Annotated in this window: 19 protein-coding genes, 2 tRNA genes and 2 other annotated features; of the genes, 17 read left to right on the top strand and 4 right to left on the bottom strand. The window is 54.8% G+C overall.

Annotation, left to right across the window (positions count from 1 at the left end):
- The first annotated feature begins 16 nt into the window (after positions 1-16).
- Together speD and KIB08_RS02705 are read left to right on the top strand one after the other, a co-directional pair.
- Positions 17-802: an adenosylmethionine decarboxylase gene (gene speD, locus KIB08_RS02710; protein ID WP_303989270.1), complete on the top strand. Its 786-nt coding sequence runs from the start codon at positions 17-19 to the stop codon at positions 800-802.
- Positions 803-819: 17 nt separating this feature from the next.
- The gene (locus tag KIB08_RS02705; RefSeq protein ID WP_303989268.1) at positions 820-2,016 is read left to right on the top strand and encodes an NAD(P)-dependent malic enzyme; all 1,197 of its coding nucleotides are present in this window, start codon (positions 820-822) and stop codon (positions 2,014-2,016) included.
- A 329-nt stretch (positions 2,017-2,345) separates the two neighbouring features.
- On the opposite strand, the gene KIB08_RS02700 is transcribed toward KIB08_RS02705, so the two are convergent.
- Both KIB08_RS02700 and KIB08_RS02695 read right to left on the bottom strand, forming a co-directional pair.
- Positions 2,346-2,419 (bottom strand) — tRNA-Gly (locus KIB08_RS02700).
- 3 nt (positions 2,420-2,422) lie between these two features.
- A tRNA-Pro gene (locus KIB08_RS02695) sits at positions 2,423-2,499 on the bottom strand.
- Positions 2,500-2,646: 147 nt separating this feature from the next.
- On the opposite strand from KIB08_RS02695, the gene KIB08_RS02690 reads away from it, so the two are divergent.
- The 12 genes from KIB08_RS02690 to KIB08_RS02635 all read left to right on the top strand — a co-directional run bounded on the left by KIB08_RS02690 (position 2,647) and on the right by KIB08_RS02635 (position 15,170).
- Entirely contained in the window at positions 2,647-3,129 is a 483-nt protein-coding gene (locus tag KIB08_RS02690; protein WP_303989266.1) for a hypothetical protein, read from the top strand.
- Positions 3,130-3,257: 128 nt separating this feature from the next.
- A complete protein-coding gene (scfA, locus tag KIB08_RS02685; protein ID WP_024048344.1) occupies positions 3,258-3,407 on the top strand; it encodes a six-cysteine ranthipeptide SCIFF in 150 nt (49 codons plus the stop codon).
- Between the two features lie 54 nt (positions 3,408-3,461).
- Positions 3,462-4,877, top strand: a complete 1,416-nt coding sequence (gene scfB / locus KIB08_RS02680; protein WP_303989262.1) for a thioether cross-link-forming SCIFF peptide maturase — start codon at positions 3,462-3,464, stop codon at positions 4,875-4,877.
- Between the two features lie 75 nt (positions 4,878-4,952).
- Positions 4,953-5,393, top strand: a complete 441-nt coding sequence (locus tag KIB08_RS02675) for a hypothetical protein (protein WP_303989429.1) — start codon at positions 4,953-4,955, stop codon at positions 5,391-5,393.
- Positions 5,394-5,493: 100 nt separating this feature from the next.
- Complete coding sequence (locus KIB08_RS02670; protein WP_303989260.1) at positions 5,494-6,978, top strand: hypothetical protein; 1,485 nt, start codon at positions 5,494-5,496, stop codon at positions 6,976-6,978.
- A gap of 8 nt (positions 6,979-6,986) precedes the next feature.
- Entirely contained in the window at positions 6,987-8,441 is a 1,455-nt protein-coding gene (locus KIB08_RS02665; protein WP_303989257.1) for a hypothetical protein, read from the top strand.
- Positions 8,441-8,974: a hypothetical protein gene (locus KIB08_RS02660; protein ID WP_303989255.1), complete on the top strand. Its 534-nt coding sequence runs from the start codon at positions 8,441-8,443 to the stop codon at positions 8,972-8,974. The genes KIB08_RS02665 and KIB08_RS02660 overlap by 1 nt, the downstream gene beginning before the upstream one ends.
- Positions 8,971-9,315: a hypothetical protein gene (locus KIB08_RS02655; RefSeq protein WP_303989253.1), complete on the top strand. Its 345-nt coding sequence runs from the start codon at positions 8,971-8,973 to the stop codon at positions 9,313-9,315. Before KIB08_RS02660 ends, KIB08_RS02655 begins: the two co-directional genes overlap by 4 nt.
- Positions 9,312-10,199, top strand: a complete 888-nt coding sequence (locus tag KIB08_RS02650) for a type II secretion system protein GspD (RefSeq protein ID WP_303989249.1) — start codon at positions 9,312-9,314, stop codon at positions 10,197-10,199. The genes KIB08_RS02655 and KIB08_RS02650 overlap by 4 nt, the downstream gene beginning before the upstream one ends.
- 28 nt (positions 10,200-10,227) lie before the next feature.
- Positions 10,228-12,141, top strand: a complete 1,914-nt coding sequence (locus KIB08_RS02645; RefSeq protein WP_303989246.1) for an ABC-F family ATP-binding cassette domain-containing protein — start codon at positions 10,228-10,230, stop codon at positions 12,139-12,141.
- 72 nt (positions 12,142-12,213) lie between these two features.
- Positions 12,214-12,410: a binding site (T-box leader), on the top strand.
- Positions 12,411-12,448: 38 nt separating this feature from the next.
- Positions 12,449-12,644: a binding site (T-box leader), on the top strand.
- A 76-nt stretch (positions 12,645-12,720) separates the two neighbouring features.
- Complete coding sequence (locus KIB08_RS02640) at positions 12,721-14,058, top strand: aspartate aminotransferase family protein (RefSeq protein WP_303989243.1); 1,338 nt, start codon at positions 12,721-12,723, stop codon at positions 14,056-14,058.
- A gap of 8 nt (positions 14,059-14,066) precedes the next feature.
- Entirely contained in the window at positions 14,067-15,170 is a 1,104-nt protein-coding gene (locus KIB08_RS02635; protein ID WP_303989242.1) for a YkvI family membrane protein, read from the top strand.
- Between the two features lie 67 nt (positions 15,171-15,237).
- On the opposite strand, the gene bioB is transcribed toward KIB08_RS02635, so the two are convergent.
- A complete protein-coding gene (bioB, locus tag KIB08_RS02630; protein WP_303989427.1) occupies positions 15,238-16,257 on the bottom strand; it encodes a biotin synthase BioB in 1,020 nt (339 codons plus the stop codon).
- A gap of 181 nt (positions 16,258-16,438) precedes the next feature.
- On the opposite strand from bioB, the gene KIB08_RS02625 reads away from it, so the two are divergent.
- Genes KIB08_RS02625 through KIB08_RS02615 form a run of 3 tightly spaced genes read left to right on the top strand, consistent with a single transcriptional unit; the run spans position 16,439 to position 22,065 of the window.
- The gene (locus tag KIB08_RS02625; RefSeq protein ID WP_303989239.1) at positions 16,439-17,815 is read left to right on the top strand and encodes a PLP-dependent aminotransferase family protein; all 1,377 of its coding nucleotides are present in this window, start codon (positions 16,439-16,441) and stop codon (positions 17,813-17,815) included.
- A 1-nt stretch (position 17,816) separates the two neighbouring features.
- Positions 17,817-19,097 carry a metallophosphoesterase family protein gene (locus KIB08_RS02620; protein WP_303989235.1) on the top strand — a complete coding sequence of 427 codons (1,281 nt, stop codon included), beginning with the start codon at positions 17,817-17,819 and terminating at the stop codon, positions 19,095-19,097.
- Positions 19,054-22,065, top strand: a complete 3,012-nt coding sequence (locus tag KIB08_RS02615) for an AAA family ATPase (protein WP_303989233.1) — start codon at positions 19,054-19,056, stop codon at positions 22,063-22,065. Before KIB08_RS02620 ends, KIB08_RS02615 begins: the two co-directional genes overlap by 44 nt.
- 78 nt (positions 22,066-22,143) lie before the next feature.
- On the opposite strand, the gene KIB08_RS02610 is transcribed toward KIB08_RS02615, so the two are convergent.
- Positions 22,144-22,923: a transglycosylase domain-containing protein gene (locus KIB08_RS02610; protein ID WP_303989231.1), complete on the bottom strand. Its 780-nt coding sequence runs from the start codon at positions 22,921-22,923 to the stop codon at positions 22,144-22,146.
- Positions 22,924-23,005: the final 82 nt, after the last annotated feature.

Raw genomic sequence — 23,005 nt, 5'->3', positions numbered from 1 at the left:
CGCGGGGCGGAAAAGCATGACAACAAAAAAAACACGAAAATTAAAACTATACGGTTTCAATAATCTGACTAAGACGCTCAGTTTCAATATGTATGATGTCTGCTACGCGACCAGCGAGGAGCAGCAGCAGCAATACATCGCGTATATCGATGAGATGTACAATGCCGAAACGCTTACGGAAACATTGCGGGAAGTATCCGATATCATCGGCGCGCATGTTTTAAACATCGCCGCGCAGGATTACGATCCGCAAGGCGCCAGCGTGACCATGCTGATCGCCGAAGGGCATCCGGGGGCGGCGAAAGAAGATGTGGTCGCGCATTTGGATAAAAGTCATATCACCGTGCATACCTATCCGGAACGCCATCCGCAACGCGGCGTGTGCACGTTTCGTGCCGATATCGACATCTCAACCTGCGGGGAAATTTCACCGCTTAAAGCGCTCAACTTTTTGCTGAAACGTTTTGCGCCGGATATCGCGATCATGGATTATCGCGTGCGCGGATTCACGCGGGATGTCAACGGCAAAAAGATTTACATCGACCACCGCATGCAGGCTATTTCCCACTATATCGAAGCGGCTTTGCGCAACCGTTATAATATTGTCGATGTCAATATGTACCAGGAAAATATTTTCCATTGTAAAATGATGGTAAAGGATTTCGGTCTTGACGACTACCTCTTCGATCAGACGCGCGCGGACCTTTCCGCAGGCGAGGCGCAAAAGATCCGGCGACAGTTACGCCAGGAGATGACGGAGATTTATTACGGTCGCAACTTACCGGCGATCAAAGGTGTGTAACCAGAGGAGGGATTACTGTGGATTTGAAACAAGAATCAATGGCAATGCGCAAACAGCACAAGGGCATTTTAACGACGGGGCTCAAGATGCCGATCAACGATCGGCACGCGCTGGCGGTCGCGTATACGCCCGGTGTCGCCGAACCGTGTTTGCATATTAAAGAGGATGAGGATCTGTCGTTTTCGCTGACATTGCGCGGCAACGTGATCGCCGTTATTTCGGACGGCACGCGCGTACTCGGCTTGGGCGATATCGGCGCGGCGGCCGCCATTCCGGTCATGGAAGGTAAAGCGGCGATTTATAAACGTTTCGCGAACATCGACGCGTTGCCGGTCGTTATCAACACCAAAGATCCGGAAGAATTTATTCGCACCGTCAAAATGTTGGAGAAAAACTACGCGGGCATTAATCTCGAAGATATTTCTTCGCCGAAATGCTACGATATCGAAGACCGTTTGATTGAAGAAATGGAAATTCCGGTGTTCCACGACGATCAGCACGGCACGGCAATCGCCGCCTTGGCGGCGCTGCTGGGCGCGCTGCGTTTCGTGAAAAAAGATATTTCCAAAGTCAAAATCGTCATCAACGGTGCGGGCGCAGCGGGCACCGCGATTGCCAACATGATTTTGGCGGCCGGCGCGACCGATATGACAATGCTCAACAGCAAAGGAATTTTGCATGACAACGGCAAATTGAACCGCGTGCAGAAAGATCTTGTCGACCGGATCAATCCGGAAAATCGTCAGGGCACATTCCAAGACGCGATTAAGGGCGCGGACGTATTGCTCGGCGTTTCCAAAGCAGGCGCGTTCAAACCGGAAGATATGAAGCTTTTGGCCAAAGACAGCATCGTCTTTGCGATGGCGAACCCCGTTCCGGAAATCATGTACGAAGATGCCATTGCGGCCGGCGTCGCTGTTTGCGGCACGGGCCGTAGCGATATGCCGAACCAGGTCAACAACTCGAGCGTGTTCCCGGGTCTGTTCCGCGGCGCGATCGACGTGCATTCGCGGCGGATCAACATGGAAATGAAATTGGCGGCGGCGTATGCGTTGGCCGATTTGATCGACGACAAAGACTTGCGGCAGGATAATGTCGTCATCGACGTTTTTGATGAACGCGTGCCGCTTGCGGTTGCGAAAGCGGTCGCGAAAAAAGCGATCGAAACGGGCGTGGCCCGCAGGAAGGAACTGCCGGCGCAGTACCGTGACTAAACGTCAAAGAAATAATAAAAAAGCACTCTCTTTTGCGGAGAGTGCTTTTTATTTCATGATCAATAGTATTGCCGCGCCAAAATTTCGTTGCCAATGCTCATTCGGATCGTTTTTCGCATCTTCATGCGTTTCGTGAATTGTGCCCGGGACATGATCCGGTCCGGCGTAAATCGTATACAGCTTCAGCAATTTTTGGCCGGTACTGATTAGCGAAAACGGCGCGAATTTTACATCCGTTGTTTTTATCGTGGAAGATATAAAATGTTACGCTGATTATTTTTGCGCAATAAAAAAACGGCCTATGCCGTTTAACCGCCACCCACTGAAAATGGAGCGGGTGAAGGGAATCGAACCCTCGTAGCCAGCTTGGAAGGCTGGAGCTCTACCATTGAGCTACACCCGCAAGTGGTCGGAGCAGCAGGATTTGAACCTGCGACCCCTTGGTCCCGAACCAAGTGCGCTACCAAACTGCGCTATGCCCCGATGAAAAATATTATAGCAAAGAAAAAATCATTTGTCACGTACTTTTTTATTTCATTTTCAGTCTCTTGACAAATCATTGGGTTTGCACCCGAAATCCGCTATAATGAAAGCAAAGATATAATGTATTGTACCCCAAAGGAGACGAGCATGCAAGCGCCGAGTGATCTGATTACGACGATAAAACTGACCGCGGCCGAATATTTGCGGTGGCAGGAAGTAGCCGTGGAGCGGTTTCGGGATGTGCCGGGACTGAGCGCGATACTGCTTGAGATGCAGCAGAATGAAAATTTATATAACTTCGTCGCGCAAAAAGGCATTTATCAATACCGAACGAAATTGGATCCCGATGTGTGGCAAGAGATTGTGCGGCGCTACACGGCGGCGCGTGAGCAATTGGCGCCGTACGCGACGGCGGACAGTTTGCCGGAGCCGCGGCGACAGGAGTTCGCGCATGTGTTTTCGCGCATGGAGGCGCAGCATGCCGCCTTGACGGAGGCGGTGGACGACTGGTTTTACCAGCAGAGCGCGCGCACTGAACGCAAAGCGCAAAAAGGCTGCCTGGGATTGGGCGTGGCGCTTTTGGCGATCGGCGTATCGCCGGCGGCGCTGCTGTGGTGGTGGCTCGCGTAGCGTAAAGACGGTTGATTTTATATTGCATGCGTAAAATGTTTCTGAAATTTGTCTGACGCGCGCGCAAAATGCATGCGACAGGCAGACGGTTATGCTATAATAACGATAACAACTAAGGAGGGAACGACATGGCGAAACATATTCGTACACTCAATCCGGTATCTTTGCAACAGACCGCGAAACACGGCGGTTGCGGCGAATGCCAGACCTCGTGTCAATCCGCTTGCAAGACAAGTTGCACCATCGGCAACCAGGTATGCAAACAACAACAACGGTAAACAGCTGAGGTCCTTTGCGCAGACGAAGGACCTTTTGCATGTAAGGAGAATTCAATGACGGAAGTTTCTGCAGTACAACCTATGATTCACAAGTTTTATTTAAATGGCGAATACATCGCGCTCGATGTCAACAGCGGCTGCGTGCATCTGCCGGATCAGTTGACGTACGAGCTTTTAGATACCTACGATGGAACGAATCCGGACGAGGCGCGGGCGGCGCTCGGCGACCGCTATCCGGCGGCTGAGATTGAAGAAGCGATCGCCGAGGTCGACGAATTGATCGCCGACGGCCTTTTGTTCGCGACAATGGATCCGGCGTTTACCGTCGCGCTTGAAGAACGTCCGATTGTCAAAGCATTATGCTTAAATATCGCGCATGACTGCAATCTGCGTTGCCGCTACTGCTTCGCGGGCCAAGGCGGTTACGGTAAATGGCGCGAGCTGATGAGTTTTGATACGGCGCGTCGGGCGGTTGATTTTCTGATCGCGCATTCCGGTCCGCGTAAACATTGCGAGATCGATTTCTTCGGCGGCGAGCCGCTGATGAATTACCATGTGGTGCAACAGACGATCGATTATATCCGCGCGCAGGAGAAAAAACACGACAAGATTTTCAAGTTGACGCTGACGACCAACGGCATGCTGTTGGATGAGCGCAAGGTGCAATATTTCAATGAGCAGCATGTCAGTCTCGTGTTGAGTTTGGACGGTCGTGAAGAAGTGCATGACGAGATGCGTCCCGGGGTGCGCGGCGAGGGTACGTACCAACCGATCCGCGACCACTTGGCGTACGCGGTGCAACATCGTAACGGCGAAGAATACTACGTGCGCGGCACGTACACGGCCAAGAACCTTGATTTTACGACCGACGTGCTCGATATGGTGGACCAGGGTTTCAACGAACTTTCGATGGAGCCGGTTGTCAGCGAAGATAACGCGTTCGCGATTACGGAAGAACATTTGCCGCAAATTTTCGCGGAGTACGAAAAATTGGCGCAGGCGTATTTGGATCGTCAACGCGAAGGTCGTCCGTTCCAATTTTTCCATTTCAATATGGATCTTTATCGCGGTCCGTGTTTGCAAAAGCGTTTGCGCGGCTGCGGCGCGGGACATGAATACATGGCGGTTGTGCCGAACGGAGATATCTATCCCTGTCATCAGTTCGTCGGTCGGGACGGGTATGTGATCGGCAATGTGAAGACGGGCCTGTTCGATATGGACACGCCGCGCGCTTTCCGTGAAAATCACGTGCTGAGAAAGCCGACTTGCCAAGGTTGCTGGGCGAAATTTTTCTGCTCGGGCGGTTGCCACGCCAACAATGAAACCTTTGCGGGTGATATTCATGAACCGTACAAGGTCAGTTGCGAAATCCAGAAAAAACGCATCGAGTGCGCCATGATGATTCAGGCTAAAATGGCGGATATCGAGGCGGAGCGGGCGCAGGCGGACAGTGTTTCGGCGCGCGCGTAAGATTGTCGCGGGTGACATCGTTTAGTATAATAAAGAGAGAGTCAAACTAAAGGAGTGAGAGCTATGCAAAAGAAAATGAAACAGGTAATTTCCGCTGTTCTCGTCGGTACCTTATTGACATTTGGCACCGTCGCCAACACCCAGGCATTTAATTTGGGCCGTGTTTTGGGCGGCGTGCTGAAAGTCGGCGGTATCGGCTATGTGGTAGATCGTTACTCCGATCAACTCAATAATTTTATTAACAAATTGATGCGCGAAAACGACGTCGAATCCAGCTATGCGACGAAGGTCGTGCCGATCATCAGTGTCGGCGATAAAGGCTACATCGGCGCGGCGCAGGTCATCGGCCCGCAATCGGCGGTGGACGAAGTCGAAGCGGTCGCGCAGGTGGAAGGCAGCTTCAATGACAAGCTGTTCCGTATCCGCGGTTTGGTGCCGGTCGACAGCAAAAATCCTACGCGTCTGAACCGCGTCAGCGGTGTCGGCGTGTCGGCTATCATTGACGTGCGTTTCTAACGGAAAGAGCTGTTTCGCATGGCGAAACAGCTCTTTTTGAAAAACCGAACGATATGTATTTGCGGCGTGATTTTCACGTCAAGGGAAAAGAGGTAATGGAATGAAGAAACGATTGGCGCCGTTGCTTTCGCTTTTATTGGCACTCCCCTGGGCCGCTTACGCCGCCCAGCCGACATTGGCGGATCAGGCGACGATGATTGATACGGTTTTGTACGGTGAAGCGCAGTCGGGGGCTATGCTCGACCGCGTGCAAAAAGCGAGTCGTGATGTGTACGGTACGAAGCTTGCGCAAGACGGTCTTGCCGAGCAGATCGGAACGCTTTATAACGACGTGGTGCGAAGCGACACCACAGAACCGTCGCTGGTGACTCGCGTCAATACGCTCGAATGGCAGCTGCGCAATGAAATCAGTCGCGCGGCGTTAGCCGATCGGATCGGCGCGCTGGAAACCGAAGTATACGGTAAGAAAAAAGGCGGCAGCCTTTCCGCGCGCGTGCTTAGTTTGGAAAAAAGCATTTATAAAAACCGTCACTTTGAATTGCGCGAAGTGGAAATGCCTGCGAACACCGTTTTCCCGATTACGCTTTCCGAAGGCGTAGCGACGAAAACCAATCAGGAGGGCGATGAAATTCGTTTCACGGTCGCGCAGGATGTATTTGTCGATGAGGTTCTCGTGCTGCCGCAAGGCGCGCAAGGCACGGGGGTCGTGACAAAAGTGCAACCGCCGCGCAGTTTCGGTCGCAACGGTAAACTGGAGATCGAGTTCAATCAGGTATTCGGCATCGATGATGAACCGATTGCCACCGTATTGGGACCGGAAGCGAAAGAAAAATTGAAACATGAAGCGGCGGCGCTGGGTGCATCGGCGGCCGGCGCGATGGTTTTGGGGCCGATCGGTTTGGTCGGCGGGTATTTTATTAAAGGCAGCGATGTCGATATGCCGGCGGGAACGGTGCTCTACATTCAGGTGCAGGATACCGTCAAAACGCATGGCGTCGTCAGCGTGGACGGCGCGCCGCAGGCGCGTAAAAACGACCTCGTCGTGACGGCGGAAAACGTCGCGCAGCCGGGCGAAACGAATGCGGCGGCCAAAGAACGTCGGCGCGAAATGAACAATGCGGACTCCGCGTCGACAGGGGAGGTCGCTGATGAAGATCTTGAAACCATTACTCTGCCGAATGAAACGTCCGCGATGACGTCGGCGGAAAATGCGACGACGGCCGCCGGCGTGGCGGAAGATGCGGCGAAAGAAGCGGAAGAGGCGGCGGCGCAAGCGGAAAAGCACGCCTCAAACGCGAAGGTAGCCAAAGAAGTCGCGACGGATGAGAATTCGAGCGACGCGGCGGTAAAGCAGGCGAAAGAAGTTGCCTCGACCTCCGAAAAAGAAGCGCATGAAGCGAAAGCCAAAGCCGACGCCGCTGCGGAAACCGCCAAAATAGCGAAAGACGCGGCGAAAGACGCCGCCAAAAGCGCGAAAGGGAAAGTAAAAGCGGAAAAGAAACAGGACGCCGCTGAAGTTACCATTGAACCGATCGATGAGGAAGATGAAGACGATCTTCCGGTTGTGATTATTCGTCAGGAGTAGAAGTCGGTATGAACAGTGCGTGGTGGTCGCGGGCAGCGCTTGCGGCTTTATTGGTGACACCGATGGCGGCGCAGGCGACGCTTTCTTCGCCGATTCACAGCGGCGCGCCGGCTGCGGAAGGGGAAGCGCATGTGTACCCGATGCATCCGTCCACGGGAACGGATTGGGTCATTACGGCGGATGCCATGAAATACAACGGCACCGACGGGGACGTTGCGGCGATCGGCAATACGGTCGCGCGTTACGATACGGCGCAATTTGTAACGCCACGATTGCTCGGCAATCACAAAACGGAAGTATACCGTTTGCCGGATGACGTCGCCTGGACGGATGGCGCGCGTCAGATTGACCTTGCCGTACGCGATCTGGAGTACAATGCGGCGGAGGATACGGCGGTATTTGCGAATGCCAAAGGCTACTATTCGCGCTTGTACATCGAAGCCGGTCGCGGCGAGTTTTCGCAAGGTGCGAACACCGGCATACTGCAAGGCGCCATGGTGACAACGCCGTCGGCTGTGGCCAACACTCCGGATTACCGCATCGAAGCGGAAACGATTACGATCATTCCGCAGGAATCGTTGCTGGCGGAAGATGTCAATTTTTATATCAAAAATAAACGGATTTTTCACTTGCCGCGTTACCGCGTGAACATGGAGCGGGGACGCAGCAGCAGTGTGGCGTCATTTTTACCGCGGCCGTCGTATAAATCGCACAACGGTTTCGGTTTCAAGGCGAAGCTGCAGTATCCTTTGGGTCAACGTACCGAGGCGTTCTTTAACTACGCGTGGTATACCAGGATCGGTTTCAAACCCGATATCGGCCTGCGCTATTACGCGCCGTACGGAGAATGGAAAATCCATTACAGCAAGGAAGAAAGCCGCTTGAATAACGAATCTGTCTGGATTGAAAAACGGCCGGAACTCATCTTCACGAGTCGGCCGTACCATTTCGGCGCTCGTCCGATCTACGCGCAGGCGCAGCTCGATTGGGGCGATTGGAAAGAAGGCGCCATAAGCGGCAGCCATAGCGGCTACAGCTTGCTTTGGGCGACCGATCCTTTGCGTTTATCGGATCGCGCTAAAATGACGTTGGCGACGGGGTATTGGAAAGATTTTTACGGCTACGGGGATATGGACCGCAGCAATTTCTACTACGGCGCGCGTTTGGACTATGATGCCGGTCGTACGCAATGGTGGACAGGCGCGCAGATTAATCATCTTTCCGGCGTGACTCCGTATCGGTTTGACCGACTGGACTTGGAACAACCGACATTTGTGGGTTTTAAATATAAAATCGATCGTCTTAATGCGCTCGGCGCGGAATACATATGGGATCTCGCCAACGGTGACTTAAAGCACGCGGACTACACTTGGTATCGCGATATGCATTCGCTGGCGGGTACGCTGACGTATCGCGCCAAAGATAAAGAGTGGCGTTTGGATGTGTGGGCGAAAGATTTCTGATGGCTGAGAATGGAATCGGCGCCACGCTGAAAAGAGGCGCCCGACGTATTTCAAAATGGTATTATGTGGCAGGCGCGACGACATGTGTCGTCGCTCTTTGCATGCTGGGCGCGATGCCGTCGGAAACACCGCTCGCCGTGACGCCTGCCGCATCTTCCGGCGCAATCGTGTCCGACAAGGGGACGAATGCGAATACGATTTCGATTTCGCATCGTGGGCATGCGCGTCAGCCTTTTGGCGCCATGACGACCGTGGGCGAAATAAAACAGGGCAAAACGGCGACGCTCGACGCGGCGCAAGAGGAAGTTCATTCGCAAGCGGCCGTTACCGCAACTCCCGCGATTATTTGGAACGGCACCATGACCGAAGGCGCGACGACGCTCGCGCTGCTGACGATCAACGGTGTGCCGGTGACATTGGCGCCGGGGGAAAGCTATGCCGGTTACAAGGTCACCGGTATGACAACGCATGATTTGACATTGGCGGGACCGCAGGGTGATCTGCATTTACAGCCTTTGGAGGCGCAATCATGAGCGTAAGCAAGTGGGGAACTTTGCTGCTCGGCCTGAGCCTACTCGCCGGACCGATTCAAGCGGCGGATGTGCAGGCGCGGGATTCTGCCGTGCGGGAAGTGTTGACGGGGCTGGCGCGATTGACCGGCGACAATATTATCATCGCCGACGATGTTCACGGCAACGTCACGCTGACACTGCATGATGTGACGCCGCAGGAGGCGCTGCAGCTGGTGGCCGAGGCGGCGGACGTGACGCTGGTGAAAAACGGACGCACCTGGCTCGTACACGGCACGCAAACGAACGAAAAAGCGGCCAAACAAGCGCACTCCTTCGCCTTGAATTATGTGCTGACCCCGTGAACGTGCAAAAAGAGCTCACGGCGATTGTGCCGGCGGAACAGGTGCAAATTAACCCGGAGAGCGCGAGCGTCATCGTCTACGGGACGCCGCGCGAACTGGCGGAAGTGGACCAGCTGCTGAAGAAAATCGACTACGCGTATCGGCAGGTCAATGTCTCGGTGGAAGTCGTCGCGGTCAATCGCGATCATATCAAAGAACTCGGGATTGATTGGGACTGGTTGCCGCTGACGGGCAGCGCGCGCTATGAAACGCGCTACGAACGCGGCCGCGGCGCACGGGAGAAAGTGGAAGAAATCGTCACGCCCGACGGGTTCGGTTCGATTCAATTCGGCAAAACCGTGGCGGGGCATCCGTACTCCTTTTTCTTTCGCGCGAAATTAAATGCGCTGGTCGCCGACGGCAACGCGCAAATTTTGGCGCGACCGAATATCACGACGGTCAACGGCAAGACGGCGCGAATTTTAATCGGCAATAAAATTCCCGTGCTGGTCGATCAGATCACCAATGGTGAAAAAGTGACGACGACGGAATATCGCGACGCGGGCATACGCCTTTTATATACGCCGCGCGTCAATGCGGCCGGCGAGATCACGGCCGACGTGACGGCGGAAGTATCGACGCCGTACCTTGTTCCGGAACTGCGGGCTTACCGTATCACGACGCGCGAAGCGCAAACGACCGTGCGCCTGCAACCGGGCGAAGCGCTTACGATCGGCGGTCTGATTGATCGCGAGGAGCAAACAAGCGAACGGCGCGTGCCGATTTTAAGTGAAATTCCGATTCTCGGACGATTGTTCCGCACGACCGAGCATACGAAAAATAATGCGGAAATTATGATAACGATTACGGCGGACTTGCTTCCGGAGCGGCCGCCGCAGCCATAACGAAACGCCGAATCGGCGGGGAGGGCACATGGCTATGATCAAAGTCGCCGGGCTCTCGAAAGCCTTCGGCATCGAAACTATTTTTAAAAATGTCACATTCACCGTCACGGAAGGACAGCGCGTCGGCTTGGTCGGCCGCAACGGCGCGGGCAAATCGACGCTGCTGCGTTGCGTCATGGGGACAATGGAGGCGGACTCGGGCAGCGTGAGCGTGACCGATCAGGCGACGATCGGTTACGTGCAGCAAAGTATTGATTTCGGCGCGCAGACATTGCGCAAAGTGGTGGAAACCGCATGGGAAGACGTGCGGCGAATCGAACATGAACTCGAGGATCTGACTATGCGCATGGGGCGGACTTCCGATCCGGCGCTGCTCGAACGCTACGCGAAACTGGAAGACCGCTTTGAACGGCTCGGCGGCTACGCCTATGAAACGATGACGCGCCGGATCTTGATCGGTCTCGGCTTTACGGAAGCGGACTGGGATCGCGCGGCGAATGATTTCTCCGGCGGTCAAAAAACCAGGATCAATTTGGCGCGCGCGCTCGTGCGGCGGCCGGATTTTTTATTGCTGGATGAACCGACGAACCATTTGGATATCGCGATGACGGAATGGCTTGAAGATTTCTTGCGCAGTTATCGCGGCGGCATTTTGCTGGTGTCCCATGACCGCTACTTTTTGGACGCGGTGACGACGAACATTCTGGATCTCGAGCAGCATCGAGTCACATCGTATCGCGGCAATTACAGCACTTTCAGTAAAAAGAAAGCGGCGCGTTTATATGCCGACTTGCGCGCGTATGAAAAGCAGCAGGAAGAAATTACGCAAACCGAAGCCTACATTCGCAAATATAAAGCGGGTATCAAGGCGAAGCAGGCGCGCGGACGGCAAAGCCAACTAAATCGTCTGGAACGCCTGCAAAAGCCGGTGACAGAAACGACGCTCGCCTTTTCGTTTCGTCCGGCGACCGGCACGGCGGAACGCGTCTTGGATGTGCAGGAGCTGGCAGCGGCGTATGGGGATCGCACTATTTTTAAGGATATTTCCTTTTTGTTGCGTCGCGGCGATACTGTCGGCATCATCGGCCCGAACGGCATCGGCAAGTCGACGCTTTTGTCCGTGATTACCGGCGAAAAAACACCGGCGCACGGCACGGTCACATTCGGCAATCGCGTCGCGCTCGGCTACTATTCGCAGGAACACACCAATTTGCATCCGAGCCGCACGGTGCTTGAAGAGGTCATGCAGGAATACGGCTGCGGCGAAGATGACGCGCGTCATATTTTGGGCGGTTTTCTCTTCCGCGGCGATGACGTGTATCGTCTCGTCGGTCAGCTCTCCGGCGGGGAGCAGGCGCGGCTGGCGTTGCTGCTGTTGCTTTTGGAAGAACCGAATGTGCTCATTTTAGACGAACCGACAAACCATTTGGATATCCCGACGCGCGAAATGATTGAAGACGCGTTGCTCGAGTTCGGCGGCACGTACCTGGTCGTGTCCCATGACCGTTACCTTTTGGATCGGCTGGTGCAACGCACGCTTTCATTTGAAGACGGCACTTTCCGTGAATATTTGGGCAACTATTCCTATTGGAAAGAAAAACGCAAGGAACTGCTGGAGACCGGTCGCATTCCGACACCGGAGACGGCAGAGCCGCGCAAAAAAGAAAATACGGTTACGCCGTCGGCGGACGTTTCGCCCGCGCCGCCTTCATCGCGCGCGACGGATTCTTTCCGCGCGGCACCGCAGGCGGAGAAAAAAATCGCGGCGCTCGAGCAGGAAATCGCCCGCACGGAAGCGACGATCACGATGATTGAGACGCAGATCGTGCAAACGGTCGATGCGAACGCGTTGACGGAACTGGCCGAATCGCTTTCGGCCGCGCAGGAAAAGCTGACCACGCAGTACGAAAAATGGGAACACTGGGCGCAAATGCTTGAGTAACATATTTTTTTAAAAAGTTTTTTAAAAAAGTGTTGACAGATGTAAAAATCGCTGGTAGAATCAATCCAACATCAAAAAGCAATGACCGGGATCAAATTTTTCGGCAAGGAACTTTTCAGAGAGCAGACGTTCGGTGCGAGTTTGCAAGTCAGTCGGAAAAGAATACCTCACCCGTGAGCCTTCGTCGTGAATGGAGTAATGACGAACGTCGCCGGCGTTAACGGATCGAGAGATAAACCAGGGTGGTACCGCGTAACTACGCCCCTGCAGAGATATTTTCTGCGGGGGTTTTTAAGTACCGCCAATCAAAAAAGCAATGACTGGGACCAAATTTTTCGGCAAGGACTTTTCAGAGAGCAGACGTTCGGTGCGAGTCTGCAAGTCAGTCGGAAAAGATTACATCACCCGTGAGCCTTCGTCGTGAACAAAGTAATGACGAACGTCGCCGGCGTTAACGGACCGAGAGATAAACCAGGGTGGTACCGCGCCGCCGCGCCCCTGCAGGATATTTTCCTGCGGGGGATTTTTTATCCTCGAAGTAACGCCAAAACGGTTTTTAATAGAGAAAGGATGATATTCATGAAACGCTCCCAGGAATTAATTCAAGAAGAAAGTCATTATTTTGCGCCGGCCGGTCGGATTCCGTATTATCCGCTGGTCATTGATCATGCGCACGGTTCGACGCTGACCGATGTCGACGGTAACGAATACCTCGACTTGTTGACAAGCGCCAGTGCCTTGAATGTGGGGCACACACCGGAGCCGATCGTGAATGCCATTATCGCCCAGGTCAAGAAAATGATTCATTATACTCCGGCCTACATGTACCACGAGCCTTTGGTACATCTTGCGAAAAAAATGTGCGAAATCACGCCGGGAGATTTTGAAAAACGCGTTATCTTCGGCTTGACCGGTTCCGATGCCAACGATGCTCTGATCAAGTTCGCCCGCGGGTACACGGGTCGTCCGTACATTATCTCCTTCGTGAACGCGTACCACGGCTCGACGTACGGTTCGATTTCCATGTCGGCGATCAGTCAAAACATGCGCCGCAAAATCGGTCCGTTGTTGCCGGGCTTCTACCATATTCCGTTTCCGGACAGCTACCGCGGCATGTACGGCAGCGCGGAACCGAATACGGTGGAAGAATACCTCGCGCCGCTGAAAGAAATGTTGGCGACCTACGTGCCGCCGGAAGAAGTGGCGGCGGTGGTTATCGAAACATTGCAAGGCGACGGCGGCTTGTTGCAGCCGGTGGACGGTTACTTCGAAGCCTTGCAGAAGTTGTGTAAAGAACACGGCATTCTCTTTTGCGTTGACGACACGCAGCAGGGGCTCGGACGCACCGGCACATGGTGCTCGCTGGAACACTGGCATTTGGATCCCGACCTTGTCGTTTACGGTAAATCGCTCGCGGCGGGACTGCCGCTCTCCGCTTTGGTCGGACGCAAAGAGATTATGGAAAGTCTGGATCGTCCCGCGCATTTATTTACGACCGGAGCCAATCCGGTATGTTGTGCGGCGGCGCTTGCGACTTTGCAATACATCGAAGACAATGATTTACTCGCGGAAAGCACGCGTAAAGGCAAGATCGCGCGCGAGCGGATGGAAGATTGGCGCGAACGTTTCGACTGCGTCGGTGACGTTCGCGGTTTAGGCCTTTCACTCGGCGTTGATATCGTCGCCGATAAAAAAGCGAAAACGAAAGATCCTCACGCCGCGCTCGTTATTTGCAACCGCGCCTACGAAAAAGGCGTCGTGATGATCGCTTTCGCCGGCAGTGTTTTGCGTTTCCAACTGCCGCTGACGATCACGGATGAAGAACTCAATAAAGCATTGGATGTTATCGAAGAAACTTTAACGGAATGGCAGGAGGGCCGGCTCGCCGATTATAAAGTCGACGGGCAAGGCTGGTAAGGAGGGACATGATGGAACAAGTTAACTGGCGTAACGTAGTCAAACTGAGCGGGGCGTATATCGCCTACCTCATCGGCTCGGGCTTTGCCACGGGGCAGGAAGTATTACAGTTTTTCGCTTCGTACGGCATGAACGGTTTGTACGGCGCGTTGATCAGTGCCGTTTTGTTCTGCTCCATCGGCGTGATCGTCATGCGCAAGGGACATGAATTGCAGCTCGCACGGCCGTCGCTGATTTTCCGTCATTACTGCGGCAATTATTTGGGACGCGCGATCGAGTATTTCACACTGCTCTTCATCTTTTCGATCGTCGTCATCATGATCGCGGGTTCGGGCGCCATCGCGGAGGAATATTTCGGCGTGCCGTCCGCGGTCGGTTGGTTCGGCATGGGCGTTGTCGCGATGATTACGGTGCTCGCCGGATTGCGTCGCCTGGTCGATATCATCGGCGCGATCGGACCGTTTATCGTCGTCTTTACCGTCGCCGTCGGTATGTACACATTTTTCCATGATTTCAGTTGGACGACTGCGCCGGTCGCGACAACGACGGCCGCGCTCGCTGCCCAGCCGGTCGCGCACTGGTGGCAGGCGGGAACATTATTCTTTTGCTACAACATGCTCGCCGGCATGGTCTTTTTCACCGAACTCGGCGCCCAGGCCTCGAGTCGTAAAGAAGCGGGTATCGCCGGTTTTTGCGGCGGCTTCTTCCTGATGCTGACGGTCGTCGGCATGCTGTGCGGCATGCTCGCCAACTTTGACGCCGTGATAGGTTTGCAGGTGCCTAATCTGTATCTCGGCGCGAAGATCAGTCCTTTGGTCGCGCTCGTTTTCTCCGTCATCATCATGCTCGGGATCTACTCGACCACCGCGCCGATGTATTGGCTGATTAAAAATGAATGCTTGAAGGTCGTTCCGCAGCGTTGGGAAATTGCACTGACCGTTGCGCTCGGCGCGGTATTCATGCTCGGAGGTTCGTTCCCGTTCGGTAAGCTGGTATCGCTCATTTATCCGTTTGTCGGCTATGTGGGCATCGCGCTGGTTCTCGTCGTTTTTGCCCGCACGCTCTTCAGAAGCTCGTCGAATGACGCGGAAGGTGATGTAGAGACGAATTAAGAAATTACGACACTAAAAAAGCTCTCCCGAGGGAGAGCTTTTTTAGTTGTTTGGAGAATTAGTAAGATTAGGCTTCTTCCGCGACGGGACGAAGCACGGGGCGGGTGAAACCGAGACCGAGATCGCGTACCATCACGCGATCCGCTTCGGGATCCCGACCGCCGGTAGTGAGGTAGCCACCGACCATAATGCCGTTCAAGCCGGCATTCAGCGCGTACGCCTGCAGATCGCGCAAGTTGACTTCGCGACCGCCGGCGGTGCGGATCAAAGCCCGCGGCAAAATGAAGCGGAAAACCGCAAACGTCCGCAAAATTTCCAGCGGCGAAAGCGATTTGTTATTTTCAAAAGGCGTGCCTTTAATCGGATTCAGAATATTGAGCGGTATGGAATCGACGTCGAGTTCTTTCAGCGTGAACGCCATTTCGACGCGTTGTTCGTTCGTTTCGCCCAAGCCGAGAATCCCGCCCGAGCAGACGCGAATACCGACGTCCTGCGCCGCTTTCAAGGTCGTCAATTTATCTTCGAAGGTATGCGTTTGGCAAATGTCCGGAAAATGGCTCGGAGCCGTTTCGATATTGGAATGGTAACGGGTGACCCCGATGTCTTTGAGTTGTTGCAACTGGTCTTTGGTGACGAGTCCGAGCGAGCAGCAGATTTCGATGCCCACTTCCTTACGGATGCGTTTGAGCGCGCGCACGATGCCTTCAAATTCGCGCGGATTGCCCTGGTTGCGTCCGCTGGTGACGATGGAAAAACGCACCGCGCCGGCCTCTTTGGCTTTTTTCGCCGCTTCGACCAATGATTCTTCATCAAGGAGGGGATATTCTTTTACCCCGGTATTATAGTAAGAAGATTGCGCGCAGAATGCGCAGTTCTCCGGGCAACGACCGCTGCGCGCGTTGATGATCGCGCAAAAATCAACACGATGACCATTGTACTTCTGGCGAATTTTATCCGCCATCGCCATTAAAAGCATCGTGTTTTCATCACTCGTGTTGATCAGGGAAATGCCTTCTTCTTTCGTGATTTCACCGCCGTCAAGAACACGGTCGGCCAGCGCAATAATTTGCGCGCAATTTGCGTCCATCATTCCACCCCGTTCATGCTGCAATCATTTCCTTGCTTCTTGTGTTTACTTCTATATTTTAACCACATTAACAATATAAGTCAACAGTAAAAATTTTATCGGTTTACAAAAAAGATCTGCGCAGATAATTTGCGTTCTTTCTCTGTCATGTTTTACAATAAAGCTATTAATGGAGGAATACATGACAGCTACCAAAGAAGCGCCGTTATATTTGCGGCTGTATCGCGCGATGCGCGAAAAAATAGAAACCGGTGTTTGGCCGGCCGGCATGCGGTTGCGTTCGGTACGTGCGCAGGCGGCGGAGCTCGGCGTCAGTAAATTTACCGTTGAACGCGTGTACAGTCGGCTCGCAAGCGAAGGCTATATCGTGGCGAAAAATCGCGCGCGTTTTACCGTGATGCCGCAACTGACGATCCGACAGCATCCTGCGCGGACGCAGCCGCGCGCCAAAACCGAAGTCACGTATCGCTATGATCTGGCGCAAAGCGGCATGGATCGCGACGGCTTTTTATTCGCCGCGTGGCGGCGTTCACTTGCGCGGGTGTTTCGTGATGAAAAACGGTTGCTGCGTTACGGCGATATTCAAGGGGAGCGGGAACTGCGCGAAGCGTTGGCGCAATACGGCGCCCAGGCACGAGATACGCGGGCGTATGCCGGCGACATCATCATCGGTTCGAATACGCAGCAATTATTGCGGATTTTAGCCAGCCTTTTGCAAACGGAGTACGGGGAAGTTTTGTTTGCGGAAACGGAATTTCCGTTGGGCGTGGATACGATGAGCGATGCGGGATTTACCGTACGCATGTTGTACGGCGGACACGCGGAACTTTTGCAGCCGCCGTTGCAAAATGCCCGCAAGCGCATTCTTTACGTGTTACCGTCGCTGGCGTATCGCGCGGCGGATGTGATGCCCGCGCAGATCCGCGCCGAACTTTTGTCGTGGAGCGAGCGCACGGATGGACTGATCATCGAAGACGATTTTGACAGCGAACTTTCGTATTACGGCGCGCCGGTGGCCTCGTTGCAGGGGATGGGTGACGGCACGCGCGTCGTCTATATCGGAGCGCTTTCCAAAGTGCTGCCGCCGTCGTTGCGTTTGGCGTACATGATTTTACCGCCGGACTTATTGAAACGTTTTCTGGCGCGACGCGAGTTATATCGTCAGACGGCGTCGGTGGCGGAGCAACTGGCGCTGGCGGACTTCATTGAGCGCGGGCACTTCACGCGGCAAATTCGCCGCTTACGCAAACTGTACGCGGAAAAAGGAGAGCTGCTGACGAACGCATTACAGCAGACGTTCGGTGACGCGATACGGATCGACGCGCCGACCGCGGGCATTTATTTGCCCGTGTACGTCAAAACCACCGCGTCTTGTGCCGCCTTGGTGCGCGCCGCCGCTCGGCGCGGGCTGCATTTACGCCGGGTGAAACCGCAGCATAATGAACCTGCCAACGAACGCATGTTACTGCTCTCTTTCGGTGAAATTGAGCGTGACGATATACCCGACGTCAGCAGAATATTATATGCGGCGTATCAAGATACTTTGAAGGAGGCCTGAGATGGCGAAACGATTTCGATTTATTCACTGTGCGGATTTACATTTAGGAACGCCGTTGGCTATCCGGGAAGCGCCGTCACGGTACTGGGAAAAAACATTGCGGGAAGCGACTTTTCAAGCGTTTCGCAACATTGTCGATACGGCGATCGAAAAGCGTGTCGCCGCGATTGTGATCGCCGGTGACGTATATAATTCGGCGGACCACAGTTTACCGGCGCAGCTGGAATTTTCGCGCGAGCTGTTTCGCGCGGCCAATGCGGGCATCAGCACGTTTATCGCGCACGGCAACCACGATCCGGTGAGCGCGTGGCAGGCGCAGGTGCCGTTGCCGCCGACCGCGCATGTGTTCAGCGCGGACAAAGTGGAAGGATTACCGCTCGTGGTGGAAAATGAAACCGCCGCGATGATTTACGGTCGAAGCTACGCGACGATGCACACGGACGGTCGCTGGGCGTCGGATTATGTGCGCGGCGAAACCGATCCGTACGCGATCGCCGTCATGCACACGCAGGGACCGAAAGCGGCGTCGGACGGTCCGTATGCGCCGCTCAGCTGGGACGAGATCCGCCAAAGCGGGATCGATTATTGGGCGCTCGGCCATGTGCATACGCGCGAGGTATTATCGGAAGATCCGTATGTCGTCTATCCGGGCAACGCGCAAAGTCTGACGGCGGCGGAAACCGGCCCCCGCGGCTGCTACCTTGTCGAAGTGGGCAGTCACGGCACGACGATGCTTGAATTTATCGCGACCGATGCCATTCGCTCGGAAACATGGGAGTTTTCCGTGACGGATCTGACGGACGTGGAGATGTTCATCCAAGCGGTATTGGCAAAACGGCAGGAGCGTCGTCAGGAAGTGGGCAAACCGCTACTCGTGACCTTGGTTGTGAGCGGTCGCGGCGCGCTGCATCAGGTGTTTTCCGATCCGGCGGCGCGACAGTCCATTTTGGCGCGCTTAAATGAAGAAGAAGAAATGAAACATATCTTTGTGTATTGCCGCGCTCTTTTAGATCAGACGACGGCGGCGGTCGATTGGCAGGCGCGGCGGGAGATTCCGGATGCGACGGGCGATTATCTGCGCGCGGTGGATCGACTGCGCGCCATGTCGCCGGAGGAGCGGCATTACGCGTTGCGGCAGGCCGTCGCGGCGCGACCGGAATGGGAACGCTACGCGCGTTACTTCGGCGAACTCAGCGACGAACGCTTGGAAACGGCGCTCCGTCGCGCGGAAATAACGGGTGCGCAACGAATATTGGGGGACAACGGCGATGAAGCTGACTGATTTACAATTGCAACGATACGGCATTTATCAAAATGTTTCCTGGCAGCCGCCGGCCGCCGGACTGACCGTTATCTGCGGCGAAAATGAAAGCGGCAAAACGACGCTGCTGCAATTTGTGCGCGACATGCTGTTCGGGTACCGTCGCGGCAAACGACGCGGCCGCAAAGGGAATTTAGCGGTCGAGCTGGCGAACGGTCGCGTGTATCGCATTCACCGCGATGAAGGGGAAACGAAAGTCACGGATGATCGTCTGGAAACCGTCATCGGCGAACCGGCGGATTTATGGTGGAACGGTTTGGATCGCAATACGTATGAGCAGGTTTTCGCGATCGGTCTGGAAGATTTGCAGGGCGCGGCGATTCTCGCGCAAGATGATGTCCGCGCCGGCTTTTTGAGCATGCAGGGCGGCGAGCAGCTGGCGCGCATGCAGCAGGACGTGGTGAACGCGCGGGAAGAACTGCTGGTAGCGTCGCCGCAGGGCAAACGCGTCATCAATCAACTGTTGAATGATTGGCAAAAAGCGCAAAATGACGTCGCGGCGCTGGCCGGAGAAGAGGAAGAATTCGCTGCGATTCGTCGCGAGCAAAACGAAGTCGACGCGCAAATTAAAGCGGCGGAAGAAGCAATCGCCGCGCTCGATGTGCGCGATCGCACGATGGATAAACAAATCGGCGCGTGGGAATACTATCGGGAAGGCATCGAAACGAAACGGCGCCTGGATTTGTGCAGCACGATCGAGCATTTTCCCGCCGACGGCAAAGAGCGCTGGAATAAATTGGTGCAGCGCATGGCGGATGTCAACGAGCAGCGTGAAGCAGTGAATGAAAAACTCGCGGAGATTGCGCCGACCGCGCGGCAGGATGTGGTGACGCTTGAACCGGAGCGCGATGAAATCGCCGCGCTGTATCGGGAAAGCGAACGCTGGCGCGAGTTGCAACAAGAACAGATCGCGAAAAACGAGGCGCTGGCCGCTTGGCAGCAGGAATTCGCGGCGCGCACGGAAGCTATGGCCGCGTGGCCGGGGACGGAAGCTGCGAAACTCGGCACCGTTGACTGGACGAAAGGGCGGGAGCTCGCGGCGCAGCTGCTGCGGCGCGATAACGAACTGCATTACTGGGAGAATGATGAGCCGGTTATCGAAAGCGCGCAGGAAATCAAAACGGATGACATACCGCGCCTGACCGATGAAGGCGAATTCCAAAAATGGGAGCAGGAAGGGCAGGAAATGTTGCTGCTCGCGCGTGAAAAGCAGCACTTAACCGATGAGATCGAGTGGCTGGAAACACTGCCGGTCAAACGGTATTCCGCGTTTTTCTGGCTGGGCTTTTTGCTCGTACTGGGCGCGCTCGCGGCGTTTTATCTCTACTTCACCGGCGGCCTCGGCATGGAGGCGCTGTATATCGTCGGCGGCGCGTTGGCGCTTTCCCTGCTGTGCTTTTATTGGAACTATCGCAAGAGCCATCAAAATGAATACCGTCTGGCCAAACTGAACGCGCGACTGACGGAATTGCAGGCGCGGCAGAGGGAATTGGCGCAACGCTTGGAACTTGCCGTTCCGGAAACGGAAAGCGAACTCGAAAATTTCCGGCAGGAGCTCGAAACGACCCGCCGTGATTTTTATCGCTACCAAACGCAGCTGCAGGCGATCTCCTGGCAGGCGGAAAGCGAACGCCGGCAACGCTTGGAACACGAAAAATGGGCGGCGCGCGGCGCGAAATTGCGCGCCGATCGCGAAATCTCCGAGGGCGCATGGACGAAGTGGCTCGCCGATGAACATTTACCGCCGACCGAAGTCGCGGAACTCGATTTACGTCAGGCGCAATGGCAGGAACTTTTCACGGCGAAAGGCGAAGGCGAAATTTTGCGCGTGCAGTTGGAGCGAATTGATCGGCAATTGACCTCCTACACCGAGCGAACGACAGCGCTTTTGCAACGCATCGATGAAACCGCGCCGGCCACGCCGGAAACGATCATCGAATTGGCGGATCGTTATCAGGAGCAGATGTTGCAATGGCAAAGTTTACAGGAAAAAAATCGGCGCCATGAAGAATTGTCCAAAGAAAAGGCCTTGCTCGATGAGCGCTGGACATTGTGCGAAAATGAAATGAAAGCTTTGTTCGCCTTGGTGGATGCCAAAGACGCCGCAGAGTTCGTCGACAAAGTGAGCGCGTATGAAGAATGCGACCAGCTGCGCAAAGATTACGAGCGCGTACGGCAAAATCTGCGACTGTACGCGGGCAGTGAAGCGGAATTTAACCGCCTCTGGCTGCAGCTGGAAACCGGCGCGTATGAAACGTGGCTGGATCGGCGCGATCAGTACGAACGCTCGCTCAATCAGCACAAAACCGAACTCACGCAACTGCGCCAACGGGAAGGCGCGCTGCAAAGCGAATTGGCGCGTCTGATCAAAGACGATCGCCTCACCAAAGCGCTGGAACGTCGCGCCCAAGTGGAAACGCAACTGCAGGCGGCCGTGGACGATTACCTCGCGCTTGTCGTGAGTGAATACCTGCTGGATGAAGCGCGTCGCGCCTATGAAGCGGACGGCAAACCGAATGTGATCGCGCGCGCCGGACAGTATCTCTCGCAGATGACGAGCGGCCGCTACACGCTCGCGCTGACCGCGGAAGGCGTCGTGCAGACCGTCGACAGCACGCACGGCACGAAAGAAGCCGCGATCTGGTCCAGCGGCACCGGGGATCAGGTATATCTCGCGTTGCGCTTGGCGCTGGCGCTCGCGTTTGGCGAAAAAACGGAACCGATGCCGATTATTTTAGATGATATTTTCGTGCGCTTTGACGAAACGCGGCAGCGGGAAACATTACGTTTTCTGCTGGCATTCGCGCGGACGCGACAGGTCTTACTGTTCACCTGTCACCAACGCACCGCGGAACTGGCGAAAGAAGTGGACGCGGACAATCACGGTCATTACTATCGTTTGCGTTCCGGCGCGATCAGCGCGGAATAAAATAAAAAAGCGAAGACATTGTCTTCGCTTTTTTGTATACCTTTTGTAATTATCCGATGTAAAAACGTGCGCGGCTCTTTATTCCTCACTTGTCGCATTGACAAGATGCAAATCCTCCGCGTATAAAAGCTTCGCTTCCGCGGGACTCAACATGCCCTGTTCGGTCATCGCGTCGAGTACTTGGCGCTGGCGGGCTTTCGCGTTTTCAAAATGCGCCAGCGGATTGTAGGCGCTCGGCGCTTGCGGCAAACCGGCCAAAACGGTGCATTGCGCCGGCGTAAGATCGCGAGCGTCGCAATGGAAATAGGTCAGCGCGGCCGCCTGCAAACCGTACGCGCCGGCACCGTAGTAAATGGTATTTAAATACAACTCCAAAATTTCTTCTTTACTGTACACGCGTTCCAGACGGCTTGCGAGCAACATCTCCTGCGTCTTGCGCATCCACGTGCGATCATGCGAGAGAAACAAATTTTTCACGGTTTGTTGTGAAATCGTACTGCCGCCCTGCAGCGTCTCACCCGCCTGATAATTAGCGACGAGCGCTCGCGCGACGCCGATTAAATCAATGGCGCCGTGAGTGTAAAAGCGTTTATCTTCCGTCGCGATGATCGCCTGTTTCAACGTCGTCGGAATTTCCTCGGCGGGCACGAAAGTCGATCGGTCGATCATGCTCTCGACGGCGGCGTGCGGATCGTACAGTTGCTGCCCGAACGAGATCGGATCCGCATCCCGCATCGCGTCGGCGGTCGACGTCACGCCCTCTTTGAGCGTGCCGAATGGCGCCGCGGGATCGTCAGGCGGAGCCGACCACCACCACCAACCGCCCAGCATAAGTGCAATCACTAATATAAAGCGCATAGAATCTCCTTTTCTATTGCTATTATACAATTATACAATAGAATAAAAATACGCATGCAGATAAATATAAAAAGGTTGAAAT

The sequence above is a fragment of the Negativicoccus succinicivorans genome, assembly GCF_018372215.1.
GTDB lineage: Bacteria > Bacillota > Negativicutes > Veillonellales > Negativicoccaceae > Negativicoccus.
Note: the sequence above shows the minus strand (reverse complement) of the source record. Positions and strands in the feature narration are given on the sequence as shown.